The organism is Pseudomonas fluorescens (assembly GCF_019212185.1).
Classification (GTDB): Bacteria; Pseudomonadota; Gammaproteobacteria; order Pseudomonadales; family Pseudomonadaceae; genus Aquipseudomonas.
Map to the genome: position 1 here is coordinate 3,452,620 of NZ_CP078138.1, position 15,696 is coordinate 3,468,315.

General features: G+C 61.9%; 13 protein-coding genes. 7 read left to right on the plus strand and 6 right to left on the minus strand.

What is annotated here, in order from left to right; all coding sequences use genetic code 11:
• Window positions 1–10: 10 nt before the first annotated feature.
• The 4 genes from KW062_RS15505 to KW062_RS15520 are packed head-to-tail and all read right to left on the minus strand — an operon-like array spanning window position 11 to window position 5,741.
• The gene (locus KW062_RS15505; RefSeq protein WP_105754211.1) at window positions 11–1,618 is read right to left on the minus strand and encodes a 5-guanidino-2-oxopentanoate decarboxylase; all 1,608 of its coding nucleotides are present in this window, start codon (window positions 1,616–1,618) and stop codon (window positions 11–13) included.
• 10 nt (window positions 1,619–1,628) lie between these two features.
• Window positions 1,629–3,719, minus strand: coding sequence for an acetate--CoA ligase family protein (locus KW062_RS15510; RefSeq protein WP_177433246.1), 2,091 nt, complete (start codon window positions 3,717–3,719; stop codon window positions 1,629–1,631).
• Between the two features lie 28 nt (window positions 3,720–3,747).
• Entirely contained in the window at window positions 3,748–4,908 is a 1,161-nt protein-coding gene (locus KW062_RS15515) for an acyl-CoA dehydrogenase family protein (protein WP_027618881.1), read from the minus strand.
• A gap of 41 nt (window positions 4,909–4,949) precedes the next feature.
• Window positions 4,950–5,741 (minus strand): enoyl-CoA hydratase/isomerase family protein, encoded by a 792-nt coding sequence (locus tag KW062_RS15520; RefSeq protein ID WP_027618882.1) that lies wholly within the window; start codon window positions 5,739–5,741, stop codon window positions 4,950–4,952.
• Between the two features lie 319 nt (window positions 5,742–6,060).
• Between KW062_RS15520 and KW062_RS15525 the strand changes: the two genes are divergently transcribed.
• Both KW062_RS15525 and KW062_RS15530 read left to right on the plus strand, forming a co-directional pair.
• Window positions 6,061–6,711 (plus strand): MliC family protein, encoded by a 651-nt coding sequence (locus KW062_RS15525; RefSeq protein WP_027618883.1) that lies wholly within the window; start codon window positions 6,061–6,063, stop codon window positions 6,709–6,711.
• A 13-nt stretch (window positions 6,712–6,724) separates the two neighbouring features.
• Window positions 6,725–6,916, plus strand: coding sequence for a hypothetical protein (locus KW062_RS15530; protein ID WP_027618884.1), 192 nt, complete (start codon window positions 6,725–6,727; stop codon window positions 6,914–6,916).
• A gap of 43 nt (window positions 6,917–6,959) precedes the next feature.
• Here the strand turns inward: KW062_RS15530 and KW062_RS15535 are convergent, their stop codons facing one another.
• On the minus strand, window positions 6,960–7,313 hold the full coding sequence (locus KW062_RS15535) for a DUF1428 domain-containing protein (protein ID WP_027618885.1): 354 nt from the start codon (window positions 7,311–7,313) through the stop codon (window positions 6,960–6,962).
• Between the two features lie 282 nt (window positions 7,314–7,595).
• On the opposite strand from KW062_RS15535, the gene KW062_RS15540 reads away from it, so the two are divergent.
• The 5 genes from KW062_RS15540 (at window position 7,596) to KW062_RS15560 (ending at window position 14,228) form a co-directional block, all read left to right on the plus strand.
• Window positions 7,596–8,276: a histidine phosphatase family protein gene (locus KW062_RS15540; RefSeq protein WP_256350781.1), complete on the plus strand. Its 681-nt coding sequence runs from the start codon at window positions 7,596–7,598 to the stop codon at window positions 8,274–8,276.
• Window positions 8,277–8,424: 148 nt separating this feature from the next.
• Window positions 8,425–10,131: a lipid IV(A) 4-amino-4-deoxy-L-arabinosyltransferase gene (gene arnT, locus KW062_RS15545; RefSeq protein WP_105754213.1), complete on the plus strand. Its 1,707-nt coding sequence runs from the start codon at window positions 8,425–8,427 to the stop codon at window positions 10,129–10,131.
• A 356-nt stretch (window positions 10,132–10,487) separates the two neighbouring features.
• On the plus strand, window positions 10,488–11,504 hold the full coding sequence (locus KW062_RS15550) for an iron ABC transporter substrate-binding protein (RefSeq protein WP_105754214.1): 1,017 nt from the start codon (window positions 10,488–10,490) through the stop codon (window positions 11,502–11,504).
• A gap of 4 nt (window positions 11,505–11,508) precedes the next feature.
• Window positions 11,509–13,110, plus strand: a complete 1,602-nt coding sequence (locus KW062_RS15555) for an ABC transporter permease (RefSeq protein WP_105754215.1) — start codon at window positions 11,509–11,511, stop codon at window positions 13,108–13,110.
• A complete protein-coding gene (locus KW062_RS15560; protein WP_105754216.1) occupies window positions 13,107–14,228 on the plus strand; it encodes an ABC transporter ATP-binding protein in 1,122 nt (373 codons plus the stop codon). The genes KW062_RS15555 and KW062_RS15560 overlap by 4 nt, the downstream gene beginning before the upstream one ends.
• A gap of 28 nt (window positions 14,229–14,256) precedes the next feature.
• Here KW062_RS15560 and KW062_RS15565 read toward each other — a convergent pair whose 3' ends face one another.
• On the minus strand, window positions 14,257–15,108 hold the full coding sequence (locus KW062_RS15565) for a site-specific integrase (RefSeq protein WP_081786361.1): 852 nt from the start codon (window positions 15,106–15,108) through the stop codon (window positions 14,257–14,259).
• Window positions 15,109–15,696: the final 588 nt, after the last annotated feature.

The following is a 15,696-nucleotide window of genomic DNA, read 5'->3' on the forward strand; positions in this document are numbered from 1 at the left end:
CCTCCTCGGATCAATGGGCACAAGCGTGCTTGAGTTCGATCAGCGTCACGCCGTTGCGCTTGAAGCCGTGGCGCAGATCGGTCTGCAGTTCGGCCAGGCTTTGTGGCTGGCTCACGGTGCAACCGAAGGCACGGGCCAGCGCGGCGAAATCCGGGTTGCGTGGCAGTACGCCTATTGGCTCGATATCCAGGCCGAGCATGTCGTCGCGGATCTGTCCCAGGGCGTCGTTGTTCCACAGCAGCACCACCAGCGGGCTGTCCAGTTCTTCGACGGCCGTGGCCAGTTCCTGTGCGGTGTAGAGGAAGCCGCCGTCTCCCACCAGCACCAGGCCGGGACGCTGGGGCGCGCCGAACTTGGCGCCGATCCCGGCCGGCAGGCCGTAGCCCAAGGTGCCGTAGCCGGTCGGGTGCAACCAACTGCGCGGCGCCAGCGAATCAAAGGCGTAGTTACCGGTGTAGGCCAGTTGGGTCATGTCGGTGCTGATAAAGGCGTTGTCCGGCAGCTCGGCGGCGATGCGTTGCAAGATCGCCTGATGGATCGACTGCAACGGACCGTGGCCGCTTTTTACCGCTTCACGCAATGCCGCCACAGAGGCAATCGCCGCACTGGCGTCACGCACCTGCGCGGGCAGGCGCTCAAGCAACGCAGACAGGGTTTGCTCGGCGTCACCGTGCAAGGCCACGGCACAGGGGTAGAAATCGTTGAACTTGCGCGGGTCGATATCCACCCGCAGCACGTCGCCATTGACTGGCAGGCGCTCGCGCCAGAAATCGGTGTCGGCCATCTCGGTGCCGACCGCCAGCACCACATCGGCTTCGGCGATCAGCTTCCAGCCCGGCTCCACGCACAGCGACGAACCGGCATTCAGTGGCGCATCGGGTGGCAGCAGGCCTTTGCCAGCGACGCTGGTGAACAGTGGCGCGGCCAATCGAGTGCTGAGTTCTTGCAGTTGCGATGCGGCATTCAAGGCACCGCCACCGGCGATGATCATCGGCCGTTTGGCGCTTTGCAGTTTGGCGACGGCCTGTTCGAGCACAGCGACGGCTGGCGTGCCGCGACCGGGACGACGCACCACCTCGTTGCTCCAGTCGCGGGCGATCGGTGCTGCCAACACGTCCAGCGGTACGGAGATGTGCACCGGGCGCGGACGCTCGCTGTCGAACACCGCATAAGCGCGGGCGATCAATTCGGGCAGGTCTTCGGCGGTCAGGGCCACCGCCGAAAACGCAGTGATAGGCGCGGTCATGGCGCGCTGATCCTGGCACTCGTGGAGGATGCCCCAGCCCTTGCCGAGGCTGGCGGTGTGGTTGACGCTGGAAATCACCAGCATCGGGATCGAGTCGGCATAGGCTTGGCCGATCCCAGTGGCGGCGTTGGTGACGCCGGGACCGGTGATGACGAAACACACGCCCGGCTTGCCGCTGACCCGCGCATAGCCGTCAGCCATGAAACTGGCGCCCTGCTCGTGGCGGGTCAGGACGTGGCGAATGCCGCTGCCGGGCAACCCGCGATACAGCTCCAGGGTGTGCACCCCGGGAATACCGAAGACGGTGTCGACCCCATAATTAGCCAGCAGGCGCACCAGGGCCTGGCCGCCGGTCAAGGATGTCTGTTGCATGTTCTGTTCCTCACGCATGGCCGAGGCGAATCAACGCGTCGACCGCAGTCGTGCCAGCGGCGCCGACCAACAATGGGTTCACATCGAGTTCCAGCAGTTGCCCGGCGTTTTCGCAGGCGTAGTCGGCGACCGCGCGAATTGCCGCGACCAGACTGTCGAGGTCCGCCGCTTCACGGCCGCGAAAGCCTTGCAGCAAGGCGGCGCTGCGCAGACTCAGCAGCGCGTTGCGGATCGCACCGTCGGTGGTTGGCAGCAACAGGCAGCGGCTGTCCTTGAGCAACTCGACCAGCACGCCGCCGGCGCCGATCACCAGGGCCAGGGCGAAATCGCTCTCGCGCTTGATCCCGACAATCAGCTCGGCCAGCGGTGGCTGGGCCATCGGTTCCAGCAGCAGATGCTCGACCGCCACGTCAGGCGCGTAGGCTTTGATACTGGCGGTCATCTTTGTCAGAGCGGCGTCAAGAGCGGCTTCGTCCTTTAGATTGAGCGCCACGGCACCGGCCTCGGTCTTGTGCGGCAGTTGCGCACTGACGGCCTTGAGTACCAGCGGATAACCGAGCTTTTGCGCATCCTTAAGTGCATTGGCCGGCGTGCTCAGCACGCCGTTCGGCGTCGGCAGGCCAAAGGCGCGCAACGCTTGCTTCGAATCCCATTCGTTGAGCAACCGGCCTTCGCCGGTGAGGGCTTGCGGGCACAGCGGCACCCGCGCCGATTCGCCCAGCGCCAACAAGGCTTGGCGATTTTGCTGATAACCGGCAATCCGCCCCCAGGCAGCCAGGCCATCCTCCACCCCTTGCAGGGCCGCTACGCCTTGGGCGTGCAGACGTTCACGGGCGTGAGGCGGCAGCAGTTCGGGGAAGGCCGAGGTGACGAAACCGGTCTTGCCATGGCGTAGCAGCGCCTTGCAATACAGGTCCAGCAGCAGGTCACATTCCTTTCGCTCGCCGGTGAATTCGGCCGGGTAATCGAGTACCAGCATTGCCGCATCGGCTTCGGTGCGCAGGGCACTGTCGAGCATGCGGTTCAGGGCTTCGCCGTCACCCCAGATCGCCGTGGTGAAGTCCAACGGGTTAACCAGGTTGGCGTAGCTCGGCAGCACCTGCGCCAGTTCGCCGACTTGTCCGTTGTCGAGCTTGGGCAGCGTCAATTCATTGCGTTCAGCGTAATCGGCGATCAGTCCCGCATCGCCGCCAGAACAGGCCAGCGCGATCAGGCTGTTGCCCGCCGGCAGGTTGCCGCAGGCCGCCGCTTTCAGGGTTTCGACAAAGCTCACCGGACCGCTGACGCGGATCACCCCGAGGCGCTCGAACAGCGCGTCATACAAGGTATCGGAGCCAGACAACGAGCTGGTGTGACTTAGGGCCAGCTCGGCACCGATCTGCGACACCCCGGTTTTCAGGGCAATGATCGGGATGCCTTTCTCCAGTGCCTTGTGCGCGGCGCGGGCAAATCCCGGGACATTTTTCAGACCTTCCAGGTGCAAGCCGATGGCGGTGACGCGCGGCTCGTCGAGCAGCACGTCCATCAATTCGGCGACGCCCAGTTGCGCCTGGTTGCCCACCGAAGCCATGTAGGCCACCGGCAGCGAGCGATCGCTCATCGACAGGTTGTAGGCGAAGTTGCCGCTCTGGGTCAGCACCGCCACCCCCTTCTCCACCGCCTTGCCGCCATGGGCCACCGGCCACAACGCCGAGCTGTGCAAGTAATCCAGCAGGCCGTAGCAGTTGGGGCCGAGCAAGGCCATCTCGCCAGCGGCCTGCAGCAATTGTTGCTGCAAGGCCTGGCCTTCGGCTCCGGATTCGGCAAAGCCGGAGGCATAGCAGATCGCTCCGCCGGCACCGATGGCCGCCAGTTCGGCGACGCAGGTCAGGGTCAGCTCGCGGTTGGTGGCGATGAACACCGCGTCCGGGCCACAGGGCAGCTCGGCGATGCTGCGCACGCACGGCACGCCTTCGAGGCTGTCGTGCTGCGGGTTGACCAGCCACATTTGTCCAGCGTAGCCGCCTTCGGCACAGCGTTTGAGGGCACGGGCCATGCTGCGGCCGCCGACAAACGCCACGTGCTGTGGTGCGAGCAGGCGTTTGAGGTTGTCACGAATCATCTGGGACATGGCAGTTCTCCGGAACCGATCAACGCAGCAGTGGGCGCAGCAGCTCTCGGGAAATGATGTGGCGCTGGATTTCCGACGTGCCTTCCCAGATCCGCTCGATCCGCGCGTTACGCCAAATGCGTTCCACCGGTCCCTCGTCCATCAAGCCCATGCCGCCGAAAATCTGCACCGCCTCGTCGGCCGCGCGACCCAGCACTTCACTGGCGAACAGCTTGGCCATGCCGGCTTCGCCGTCGGTCATGCTGCCCTGATCCATTTTCCAGGCGGTGTGCAGGGTCAACAGTTCGGCCGCACGGATTTGCGTGGCCATGTCCGCCAGCTTGAACGACACGCCCTGATAGCTGCCGATCGGCTGGCCGAACTGTTGGCGGTCCGCCGCCCATTGCAGCGACACATCGAGTGCGCGCTGTGCCTGGCCGACGCAGTTGGCAGCGACCATCACCCGGCCAGCGGTCAGCCAGGCGTTGGCCACTTCCCAGCCCTTGCCCACTTCGCCAAGGACTTTGGACGCCGGCACGCGGCAGTCGTCGAAGAACATCTCAAAGGTGTGATAACCACGGTTGCTCACGCACTTGGGACCGCGGCGGATGGTCATGCCCGGGGTGTCGCGGTCCACCAGGAACGAGGTCACGGCGTTGCGTTTTCGGCCGTTGTGCTCGTAGGTGTCAGTGACTGCGAAGACAATGGCGAAATCGGCGTGGCCGGCATGGCTGATGAAGTGCTTGCTGCCATTGAGGATGAAATCGTCGCCGTCACGCACGGCGCGGGTCTTGATCGCGTTGGCGTCGGAGCCGGCGCCCGGTTCGGTGAGGGCGAAGCAGTCGATCTTCTCGCCCTGGATGCACGGCAACAGGTAGTCGTTGATCTGCTCGTCTTTACAGGCCATGAGGATTTTCGACGGCCGTGCGACGAACACATGCAGCGCCCAAGAGACCTTGGACAGTTCGCGCTCGATCAGCGCCTGGGACAGGTAGTCGAGGCCGCCACCGCCGACTTCTTCGGGCATGTTGAACGCATAGAAGCCCGCGGCAATCGCCTTGCCACGGATCTGTGCGGCCAACTCGGGCGACACTTCGTCAGCGCGGTCGACCGCTTCTTCATGGGGCAGCAATTCCTTGGCGACAAAGCTGCGGACCGCTTCCACCAACATTTCTTGTTCTTGGGTCAGTTGGAAATTCATGGTGTTACCTGTTGTGCGTGTGCTGTAGGAGTTCGGGTTGATCAGCGACCGACAAAACGCGCGGGGCGTTTTTCCATGGCGGCGCGCAGGGCTTCGTTGCCGTCCTCGCTGCGACCGCAGAGCAGACCGGCATCCAGTTCGGCCTGCAGTTGATCGGCGAGGCTGCGTTCGGCGCCTTCGCGGATGAGCTTCTTGGTCTGCGCAAAGGCGAAGGTCGGGCCGTTGGCCAGGCGCGTTGCCAGCTCGGCGGCGACACTCTGCAGCTGCTCGTCGGCGCAGACTTCACCCACCAGGCCAGCCGCCAGGGCGCGATCGGCACCCCAGAGTTCGTCGAGGAACAACAGGCGCTTGGCCTGCTCGCTGCCGATCAGCCGCGGCAAGTGCCAACTGGCGCCAGCGTCTGGCGAATAGGCCATGCCGGTGTAGCCGGCCTTGAAACGTGCCGATTGCGCGGCGATGCGCAGGTCGCAGCACAGGGTCAGGTCCATCCCGGCGCCCACTGCCGTGCCGTTGATGGCGGCGATGGTGGGTTTTTCCAGGCTGTGCAGACGGGTCATCAGGGCGTGGGCGGTTTGTGTCCAGCCGTAGGTTTCCAGAGCGCCGCGAGCTTCGGCTTCGGCCCATTCATCCAGGTCGGCGCCGGCACAGAAGCTGCGACCACTGCCGGTCAACACCACCACGCGCACGGCCGGGTCGGCGTTGTGGGCGTCGAGCAAGGCATGCAGGGCTTTCAGGCTCGGGATATCCAGCGCATTGCGCTGGGCGGGACGGTTGAGGGTGATCCAGGCAACGCCTGCTTCGACCTGGCTGAGCAGGGACGACTGAGTAGTCATGGGAATCCTCGAATTATTGTGTTTGGCGTGAGGTGCTGCGACTTGAGATCATACTAAACGAGTGTTCAGTAAGGCGGCAATCGCCGGCCAAATCCGCTGTAACAGTTTTCGAAAACGAGTAAGTACCTGATTTTCATGGGTTAATTGATATGGCCAGGAGGCAGGCCGCGGGCCCTGTTACAACTTTGTACAACTGGCCACAGAAACGCGGCGACTCTGGCAAGTTTTCAGCGCTGACGTACACTGATAGACCCGGTTCAACGGATCGAGGGCGGTCTTCGCCACACCGGTAGCGTCTACTGATCTGAGTGATGCCAGTATGAAAACGCTTACGTCCCTGGGTAGCTGTTTCTTAGCCTGTGCCCTGTGCAGCGACTGGGCCAGTGCGGCCGTCAATAACCGGTACTACGCCACCGGTTACGACTGCGCCGTCACGGCGATCAGCATCGAAAAGCTGATTTGTCGCGACCCGCAACTGGCGCGCATGAATCTCGAAATGATCCGCCTGTACCGCCTGGCCCTCACTGATCAGCGCTCGCAACCGCCACCCGACAAAATTGTCACCGACCAGCGTTTCTGGCTGCTGGCCCGTGATCAGTGCGCCAACGCCATTTACCCCAAGGTCTGCACCATTGAACGCTATGCCGAGCGGGCGTTCGAGTTGCGCCGCGGCTCGGCCATCGTCCGGACCAAAGACCCGGATCGCCTGACCGAAGGCCCGGTGGCGTTTCGCTGCAACGGACAACACGCGCCCATCACCGCCACTTACTTCAATGCCGGGCCGAATGTGGTCTATCTCAAGTGGGCGGACACCTCGATCACCCTGAGCCAGGTCTCCAGTGAAACCGGCACGCGCTACAGTAACCAGGGCAACGAGGACAATTACAGTTTCTGGCAGAACGGTGCTCTGGCGATGTTGTACCGGCCTGGCGCGCCGTCAGTCATCTGCAACCTCGAACCGGTGGGATAAACAGGAGGTATCGATGCGCCAGATACTCAGCAAGGAACCCTGGTGGGCCGTCCCGCCACAACCCGGACAGGATGAATCGGATCTGGACTGGGGCTGGCTGGTGACCTGGAATGAAGGCGAACCGCGCTTCGAGTTCGTCAAGCAACGGCCGTCAGACAATGAGATCCGCAATCGCAAGAGTTGCCGGATTACCTCACCGGAATAATCGTACGCGGGCCTGCCTCGGATGCCGGCCCGCTGCGCAGGTTTCAGACATTCACAATCCGCTCGAATCCGCCAAAGATCATCCGTTGGCCGTCGAACGGCATTTGATTGCCCTCGGCCTGCAGGCGCGGGTCGGCCATGAATGTGGCCATGGCGCTGTCGCGGGTCGGGCGGTCAGGCCAGATAATCCAGGAGAACACCACGGTCTCCCCCTCTTCGCACTTCACCGCCATCGGGAACGAGGTCACCTTGCCTTCCGGCACATCCTCGCCCCAGCACTCACTGACATTCAGCGCGCCGTTCTCTTTGAAGATCACCGCCATGCGCTCGGCGTGCTGGCGAAACTCTTCGCGTTTGGCGGTTGGCACCGCGATAACAAATCCATCGACGTAGGACATGGTCGTTCTCCTGATCAATATGGGGGTGTGCTGATTAGTCGGCTGGCGTTGCAGCGGATCGACACCCGCCGCCCATCGCCCGACCAGCGGCAGCCTCAACAGGCGTTAATTAAAACGATCCACATCTCTTAATACTTGAAGATTAGTACTTTCAATTTTTTCACATTAGTTTCACCTCCGCCCCACCTGCCGCTCGGCAAAGTACCAACTATTAATCGGCCATTAATGGCATCCAGCCAATTGAACTGATTGTTTATAGACAACCAATGACGGGTGAACTCCGTGACCAATAGCGCGTTGTCAACAACGTTCTTACAAACACTTCGCAAACATCCTCTCTTAAAATGGATACTCGCCTTATGGGGGCTCGGTCTGGCCGTTCTGGTCATGGGACTGATGCTGTGGCCAAGGTCGCCGACCCTGCTTGCGCAAGGCAATCATCTGGCCGAGAGCCGTCTCATTGAACAGTGGCAGGCTGGCGAACTGGTGGTGCTGGTACGGCATGCCGAACGCTGCGACCAGTCGAACAACCCCTGCCTGGGCCCGCCAGACGGCATTACCCGTGTCGGAGAGCTGGCCTCTGCCAATGTCGGCAAGGCCCTCAGTCTATTAGGGCTGGAGCGCACGGACGTGTTGACCAGCCCCACCACCCGGACCGTGCAAACCGCACATTCGATGTTCTCTCGCGAGGTCACCCAGCAGGAATGGCTCGCGGCCTGCGGCACCACCCTGCGCGACGAAGTCGTGGCGCACAAAAGCGCCCGGCGCAATCTGGTGCTGGTGACCCACAGCGGCTGCATCAGCGAATTCGAAGCGCAAAATGGTTTCAGGCGGGCCATGAAGGCCGCCTACACCAGCGCGTTGTTTGTGACGATCAAACCGGATGGGCAACTTGAGGTGCTGGGCATTTTGAATACCGAAGACTGGCCCATCGTGCTGAATAAACAAATAGCCAAGAATTAGACCGGTTTATCGATGGAATTAACTGTGCTTACAGCATTTGGACAGTTTTCATTTCCTAGAATCCAACCCGCCATGTAACCCACTTTTACAACCTTACAGCGTGCTGCTGCGCGGTTGTGTTCATGCCTTTTGCCAACAAGGTTGCCTCATGAAGAGCACGTGCACCTCGCTCACGTCGTTGCGCTCGGCGGATGACACTGTCTTGACCTCCCGACGCTGGGCGTTGGGCGGACTGTTACTGGCCTTCGCCCTGTTCTACCTATTGCCCTTGATGTTCCATGGTCTGTGGATTCCCGACGAGCCACGCTATGCGCAGATCAGCCAGGAGATGCTGCAGACTGGCAATTGGGTGGCGCCGCACTTCATGGGTTTTCGCTACTTCGAAAAGCCGGCGGCCGGCTACTGGATGATCGCCCTGGGCCAGGCGATCTTCGGCGAAAACCTGTTCGGGGTGCGTATCGCGTCCGCCCTGAGCACCGGGTTCAGCGTGTGGCTGGCGTACTGGCTGGCCAGCCGGCTGTGGAGTGACCCACGCAAGTCATTCGCTGCGGCGCTGCTCTATATGAGTTTTGGCCTGATCGCCGGCCAGGCGGGCTACGCCAACCTCGACCCGCAATTTACCCTCTGGGTCAACTTGAGCCTGGTGGCGCTGTGGCTGGCCCTCGACAGCCAAACGTCACCTGGCCGCCTGGGTGCCTGGACCTTGCTCGGCATTGCCTGCGGCATGGGGGTCATGACCAAGGGTTTTCTCGCCTGGTTGCTGCCCGTGGTGGTGGCCGTGCCTTACATGCTCTGGCAACGACGTTTTGCCGAACTGTTGCGCTATGGGCCGGTGGCGCTGATTGCAGCAGTTGCCGTGAGCCTGCCCTGGGCGTTGGCAATCCATAGCCAGGAACCGGACTTCTGGCGCTTCTTCTTCTGGAATGAGCATATTCGCCGTTTTTCCGCCGACAACGCCCAGCACCTGCGTCCCTGGTGGTTCTTCCTGCCGATCATGGTGGCGGCGAGTCTGCCATGGGCAGCCCTGCTGCCGACCACGCTGGCCCAGGCCTGGAACACCCGTCGGCAATCCACGGTCGGCTTTCTATTGCTCTGGTTCTTGCTTCCCCTGGGCATTTTCAGCCTGAGCAAGGGCAAGCTGCCCACCTACATCATGCCGTGCCTGTTGCCGCTGGCGTTGTTGATGGCCAGTGCCCTGATCGACCGGGTCAACCTGGGCAAAAGCCGGGTACTGCGCATCAACGGTCTGCTCAACGTGACCATTGCCAGTGTGGCGCTGGTGGGCCTGGTTTATCTGCAACTGCGCAAGCCGATCTTTGGCCACGGGGAGATGTTTACCCTGTCCCTGGGCTTTATTGTGCTGGTCGGCTGGATTCTCGCCAACGCCCTCCAGGCACTGCGTCCGTTACAGTTCTGGGCCGCTCCGGCGCTGGGCATCTGGCTGCTGGTGGCGCTGCTGCCGGCGTCGATGCCGGCTTCGTTGGTGCACGACAAAATGCCCGATCAGTTTATTGCCGAACATCAGCAGGTATTGAGTGAAACCCATTCGTTGCTGAGTAACGACCTGGGCGCCGCATCCGCCTTGTCGTGGCGCCTGAATCGGGCGCAAGTCGACCTGTACAACACGGTCGGCGAACTCAAGTACGGCAGCTCCTTTCCCGAGGCCGAGGCACGCAAAGTCGACCTGGCCGGCATACAGCAATGGATGAGCGCAGCGCGCAAAGAGGGTTCGGTTGGTGTGGTGATGCGGGTCAACAGTGCCCTTGAGGAACAGGAAGTGTTGCTGCTGCCCACCGATGGCCAACGCTATGAACGGGGCAACCTGCTGATCCTGATTTTCCCGCAGCAGCCTTGAAAATTGCTCCCTGGGCGCAATGGCGGATAGTCATGATTGACGTCGACAACAAGGTGCCGCTGGCCATGCAAAACCACGGTGTGCCGTTGGTCCAGGCGGGGGCGGAGTCGAGGGACATCACAAACTCTAACAACAAGCATTCCCATTCACACTCATGCACCATTCAATCGAATGCAAATACAAACAACATTGATTAACGATTTATTTGACGTTTTTTTCTCATCACCCACACTAAATTGCCAGCCCACGAAATTCATGCGAATGATTCGCATTTTTTGCGCAAGCTGCACGGACTGCGGAACGGAAAGTGAGGCTTGCCCAACGATTCCATCACCACCGCAGGAGCTTGCCCCCTTATGAATCCTCGCCTCCCCGCGCGCCTCAAGGCCGCCTTTCTCGTTACCGCCCTGCTCGGCGCAGGCCATGTTTATGCGGCGCCCAGCGCTGAAGGGATCGTGGTCTACAACGCCCAGCACGAAGGCCTGACCAAGGCCTGGGTCGAAGGGTTTACCCGTGAAACCGGGATAAAGGTCACCCTGCGCAACGGCGATGACAGCGAGATGGGCAACCAACTGGTGCAGGAAGGTGCGGCCTCCCCGGCCGATGTATTCCTCACCGAGAACTCGCCGTCGATGGTACTGGTGGAGAACGCCGGGCTGTTCACCCCGGTAGCGCCTGCGACCCTGGAGCAAGTCGGCGCGCCCTATCGTCCGGCCCACGGTAAATGGGTCGGTATTGCTGCGCGTTCAACGGTGTTTGTCTACAACACCAGCAAGCTCAGCGAGGCCGCATTGCCCAAGTCCCTGATGGATCTTGCCGATCCGGCCTGGAAAGGTCGCTGGGCCGCCTCGCCGGCCGGCGCCGACTTCCAGGCAATCGTCAGCGCGGTGCTGGAACTCAAGGGCGAAGCCGCGACCCTCGAATGGCTCAAGGGCATGAAGGCCAACGCCACGGCCTATCGCGGCAACAGCGCGGTGCTCAAGGCGGTGAATGCCGGGCAGATCGACGGCGGCGTGATCTACCACTACTACAGCTTCGTCGACCAGAACAAAACCGGGGAAAACAGCAAGAACACCACGCTGCACTACTTCAAGCACAAGGACCCGGGTGCCTTTGTCAGCCTGTCCGGCGGCGGCGTGCTGGCCTCCAGCAAACATCAGGAAGAAGCCCAGGCGTTCCTCAAGTGGATCACCGGCAAAGACGGTCAGGCGATTCTCAAGGACGGAAAATCCTTCGAGTACGCAGTCGGCAAAGACGCCGAGTCCAATCCGAAGCTGGTGCCGCTGGCGCAACTGGACGCACCGGCCATTGATGTTTCCCGACTCAATAGCAAAAAAGCCGTTGAACTGATGACTCAGGCAGGGTTGTTGTAAGCCCATGTCCAAGCCCGTTTCGCTAGCGGATAGCCGTGACGCTGCCCGCACGGCAACGCCCGTGACCCTGCGCCCGGTTTCCCGGCATCGCGTCGGCGGCTGGGTGATTGCGGCGTCGATCCTGGTGTCGTTGCTGGCGTTGATCCCCCTGGCGTTCGTCATCGGTGTTTCGCTGCAGACCGGCTGGGCGACCATCGTCCAGCTGGTTTTCCGTCCACGGGTCGGCGAATTGCTGATCAACACTGCCCTGTTGGTGTTGATCACCCTGCCACTGTGCATTGTGCTCGGCGTGGCGTTGGCGTGGCTGACCGAGCGCACCGACCTGCCAGGACGGCGCCTGTGGTCGGTGCTGGCAATTGCGCCGATCGCGGTGCCGGCCTTCGTCCACAGCTACGCCTGGGTCAGTCTGGTGCCGCCGATCCACGATTTGTTTGCCGCGGTCCTGGTGTCGGTGATCGCCTATTTCCCGTTCCTCTATTTACCCGTGGCCGCCACCCTGCGCCGGCTGGACCCGGCAATAGAAGACGTGGGCGAATCCCTTGGGCTGAAACCCTGGGCGGTGTTCTTTCGCCTGGTGCTGCCGCAATTGCGTCTGGCGATCTGCGGCGGCGCCTTGCTAGTGGGCCTGCATCTGCTCGCCGAATACGGCCTGTACGCGATGATTCGCTTCGACACCTTCACCACGGCGATCTTTGATCAGTTCCAGTCATCGTTCAACGGCCCGGCCGCCAATATGCTGGCCGGCGTATTGGCGTTGTGCTGCCTGGTGCTGCTGACAGTGGAATCGGCGGCACGGGGCAAGGCGCGTTATGCCAGGGTCGGTTCCGGCAGCGCGCGCATCCAGCGCACCCAGCTATTGCGCGGCAAGAGCAGAGCCGTGGCGCTGGGGTTACCGATCATCACCAGCGCGCTGGCCCTCGGCGTGCCGTTGCTCACCTTGGGGCAGTGGCTGCTGGCCGGTGGCACCGAGGTGTGGCGCATGGCCGAGATCCTTCCGGCATTGCAGCAGACATTCTTGCTGGCTGGCTTTGGCGCACTCATTACCACGGTGGCGGCGGTGCCGGTGGCCTGGCTGTCGATTCGCGCTCCGGGCCGACTGCATCGCCTGCTGGAAAGCTGCAACTACATCACCAGTTCGTTGCCCGGCATTGTCGTCGCCCTGGCGCTGGTGACAGTGACCATCCACTACGCCCGGCCCATTTACCAGACCACCGTGACCGTGCTGCTGGCGTACCTGTTGATGTTCCTGCCGCGAGCATTGGTCAGTTTGCGCGCCGGCATCGCCCAGGCCCCGGTGGAGCTGGAAAACATCGCCCGCAGCCTCGGTCGCTCACCGAGCCAGGCGCTGTGGCTGATCACCTTGCGCCTGGCCGCACCCGGTGCAGCGGCTGGCGCGGCCCTGGTGTTCCTGGCAATCACCAACGAACTGACCGCCACGCTGCTGCTGTCACCCAGCGGCACGCGCACCCTGGCCACCGGCTTCTGGGCGATGACCAGTGAAATCGACTACGCGGCGGCAGCGCCTTATGCGCTGATGATGATCCTGTTGTCGATGCCCCTGACCGCTCTTCTCTATCACCAATCCAAACGTACGGCAGGCCGATGAACGCCCTTGAACTCAACGCCCTCTACAAGACTTTCGGCAGCCTGCCGGCGCTGGACGACGTCAATCTTTCGGTGCCGGCGGGCAGCCGCACGGCCATCGTCGGCCCTTCGGGCTCGGGCAAAACCACCTTGCTGCGAATGATCGCCGGCTTCGAGTTTCCCGACACTGGCAGCATCCGGCTCAGCGGCCAGACCCTGGTGGACGCGACCACTCAGGTGCCAGCCCATCAGCGCTCAATCGGTTATGTACCGCAGGACGGTGCGCTGTTCCCCCATATGACGGTGGCCGGCAATATCGGCTTCGGCCTGTCCGGCACGGCGGCGGCAAAGCTGCAACGCATCGCCGAACTGCTGGAGAGCGTGGTGCTGGAACCCCACATGGCCAAGCGTTGGCCCCACGAATTGTCGGGCGGCCAGCAACAGCGTGTGGCGCTGGCCCGGGCGCTGGCTCAGCGGCCGCGACTGATGCTGCTGGATGAGCCCTTCTCGGCGCTGGACACCGGTTTGCGCGCCTCGATGCGCAAGATGGTTGCCAAACTGCTTTCAGACGCCGGCGTCACCACCATTCTGGTGACCCACGACCAGGCCGAGGCGTTGTCGTTCGCCGATCAGTTGGCGGTGATGCGCCAGGGACGACTGGTCCAGGCCGGACAGCCGATGGACCTGTACCTGCGCCCCCACGACAGCCAGACCGCGTTTTTCCTCGGCGATGCGGTGGTGATGCCGGCCCGGGTCGAAGACGGCTGGGCCACCTGCGACCTGGGCCGGATCCAGGTCAACAATCCGCTCCATCGCGGTCCGGCGCACATCATGTTGCGTCCGGAACAGTTGCATCTGGTGCCGCACTCGGGCCCGGCGCACCAGGCTAACGGCTGCCTGGGGGTGGTCACCGACCGCGATTTCGGCGGCAATGTCTGCACCTTGACCGTCGAGTTGCATACCCGGCTTTGCCCGCTGCACGGCCATCCCGGTAACCGCTCGCTGCTGGTGCGCAGCTCGGGCATCGGTGCGCCACCAACCGGCAGCACGGTACACATATCTGCCCTGGGTGACGCCCATGTGCTGGCCGACACGGTGGTCCACGACAATGACGCCATTACTTCACAAGTCACTTTATAAAACAGCTGTAATGCACTGTTTATAAGGACTAAAGATCGAAACGATCGACCGCACGCCGGCGCTCGTTATCGTCGCGCACGTCGTAATTGGCAGTGGTCTGGATGTTGCTGTGGTGCGCCAGCTTCTGCGCGATCGACAGGTCGTGCTCCTCGATCACCCGGGTAATGAATGAGCGGCGGAAGTCGTGGGGCATGATTTTCACCCCGACCTGGGTGCCACGCTGACGGGCGATGTAGTAGATCGCGTGCTTGGTGATGCGTTCGCGGGTGATGTGGCTGCCGCGGCGAATTCGGTTGAACAGAAAACCATCGTCTTCCTGGCCTTCCACCAGAAATGAGCGACGCAGGTCGAGCCAGGCCTGGAGCTTGTCGAACGCCCAGGTCGGGGCGTACTTGATCAACTGTTTATTCCCCTTGCCGGTCACCTGCAGGCTGCGCTCGCTGAAGTCGACCTGGGCCAGATCGAGGTTCACCGATTCGGACTTGCGCATTCCCGAGCCATATAACAAGGCAATCACTGCCGCGTCGCGCAGGCCCTGGGGGCGCGGGTCGGCGGCGCACACGGCCATCAGGTCGTGGATCAGCGTGCGCTTGAGGTTGCGCCCCTGGGACAGGCGCGTCCCGGCGATGCCCTTGACCGAGCGGATTTTCAGCAGGTGATCCTGGCTGATCAGGCTCATGCGCCAGGCTTCGTTCATCACCCCGCGTACCGCATTAACGTACAAGGACGAGGTATTGGGCGCGTAACCGTCACTGCGCAGCGCTGCCACCAGGGCCACCACGTCTTCGGGCTGCAACTGGTGCCAGGGGATGTCGTCCATGTTGACTTCATCGAAACCCAGACGGTCAGCGGCATCCTGCAGTACGTAGCGGATGGTCATCTGGCTGGAGGGAGCGAGCCGCGCCAGGTACAGGGATAACGGATTGGCACGCGGGGCATGTTGGACTGGAGTAGCGGGTAACTCGGACAAACGAACAGGACCTTGAATAAACACGGCTCGGATGGATTCGAGCGCTGATTGAAAACTATAGATGACCGGCAAGGATAAACCGCGAAATCCATGCTGTCTGCGCCAGTCCCTGTCTGGCAGAAATTTCCGATGAAACAATCCACTTCAGCCGAAGTCTGAACACTTGCTGTAAAGCTGCACGCTAAACGATTTGAACACCGTTTTTTCATGTCACTTTCACATTTTTGCGCTTACTCTCAGCGCCACCGCAACAACTGGCCGATTAACCACAACTGCCGCCTCGATGAAACTAAAGTTAATCAATGTGCATTTTCAAAAAAATCGGCTAAATCTCTGATATGTATTATTTTTCTCGATAAAAGTCGTAAGGGACATCGTCTTGAAAGCCTGTTTCACGCGCAGCCACCTGCCGACCTGCCTTGCCACAATGCCCGACACCGAATGGAACTCGGCACACCGTTGTGTCAGCGGTGCCCCCGAACACACCCAGGACTCAAG

Bases quoted from the DNA above. Each gene is read 5' to 3' on its own strand.
- KW062_RS15505 (WP_105754211.1), bottom strand. From the start codon at position 1,618: ATGCAACAGACATCCTTGACCGGCGGCCAGGCCCTGGTGCGCCTGCTG.
- KW062_RS15510 (WP_177433246.1), bottom strand. From the start codon at position 3,719: ATGATTCGTGACAACCTCAAACGCCTGCTCGCACCACAGCACGTGGCG.
- KW062_RS15515 (WP_027618881.1), bottom strand. From the start codon at position 4,908: ATGAATTTCCAACTGACCCAAGAACAAGAAATGTTGGTGGAAGCGGTC.
- KW062_RS15520 (WP_027618882.1), bottom strand. From the start codon at position 5,741: ATGACTACTCAGTCGTCCCTGCTCAGCCAGGTCGAAGCAGGCGTTGCC.
- KW062_RS15525 (WP_027618883.1), top strand. From the start codon at position 6,061: ATGAAAACGCTTACGTCCCTGGGTAGCTGTTTCTTAGCCTGTGCCCTG.
- KW062_RS15530 (WP_027618884.1), top strand. From the start codon at position 6,725: ATGCGCCAGATACTCAGCAAGGAACCCTGGTGGGCCGTCCCGCCACAA.
- KW062_RS15535 (WP_027618885.1), bottom strand. From the start codon at position 7,313: ATGTCCTACGTCGATGGATTTGTTATCGCGGTGCCAACCGCCAAACGC.
- arnT (WP_105754213.1), top strand. From the start codon at position 8,425: ATGAAGAGCACGTGCACCTCGCTCACGTCGTTGCGCTCGGCGGATGAC.
- KW062_RS15550 (WP_105754214.1), top strand. From the start codon at position 10,488: ATGAATCCTCGCCTCCCCGCGCGCCTCAAGGCCGCCTTTCTCGTTACC.
- KW062_RS15555 (WP_105754215.1), top strand. From the start codon at position 11,509: ATGTCCAAGCCCGTTTCGCTAGCGGATAGCCGTGACGCTGCCCGCACG.
- KW062_RS15560 (WP_105754216.1), top strand. From the start codon at position 13,107: ATGAACGCCCTTGAACTCAACGCCCTCTACAAGACTTTCGGCAGCCTG.
- KW062_RS15565 (WP_081786361.1), bottom strand. From the start codon at position 15,108: ATGACCATCCGCTACGTACTGCAGGATGCCGCTGACCGTCTGGGTTTC.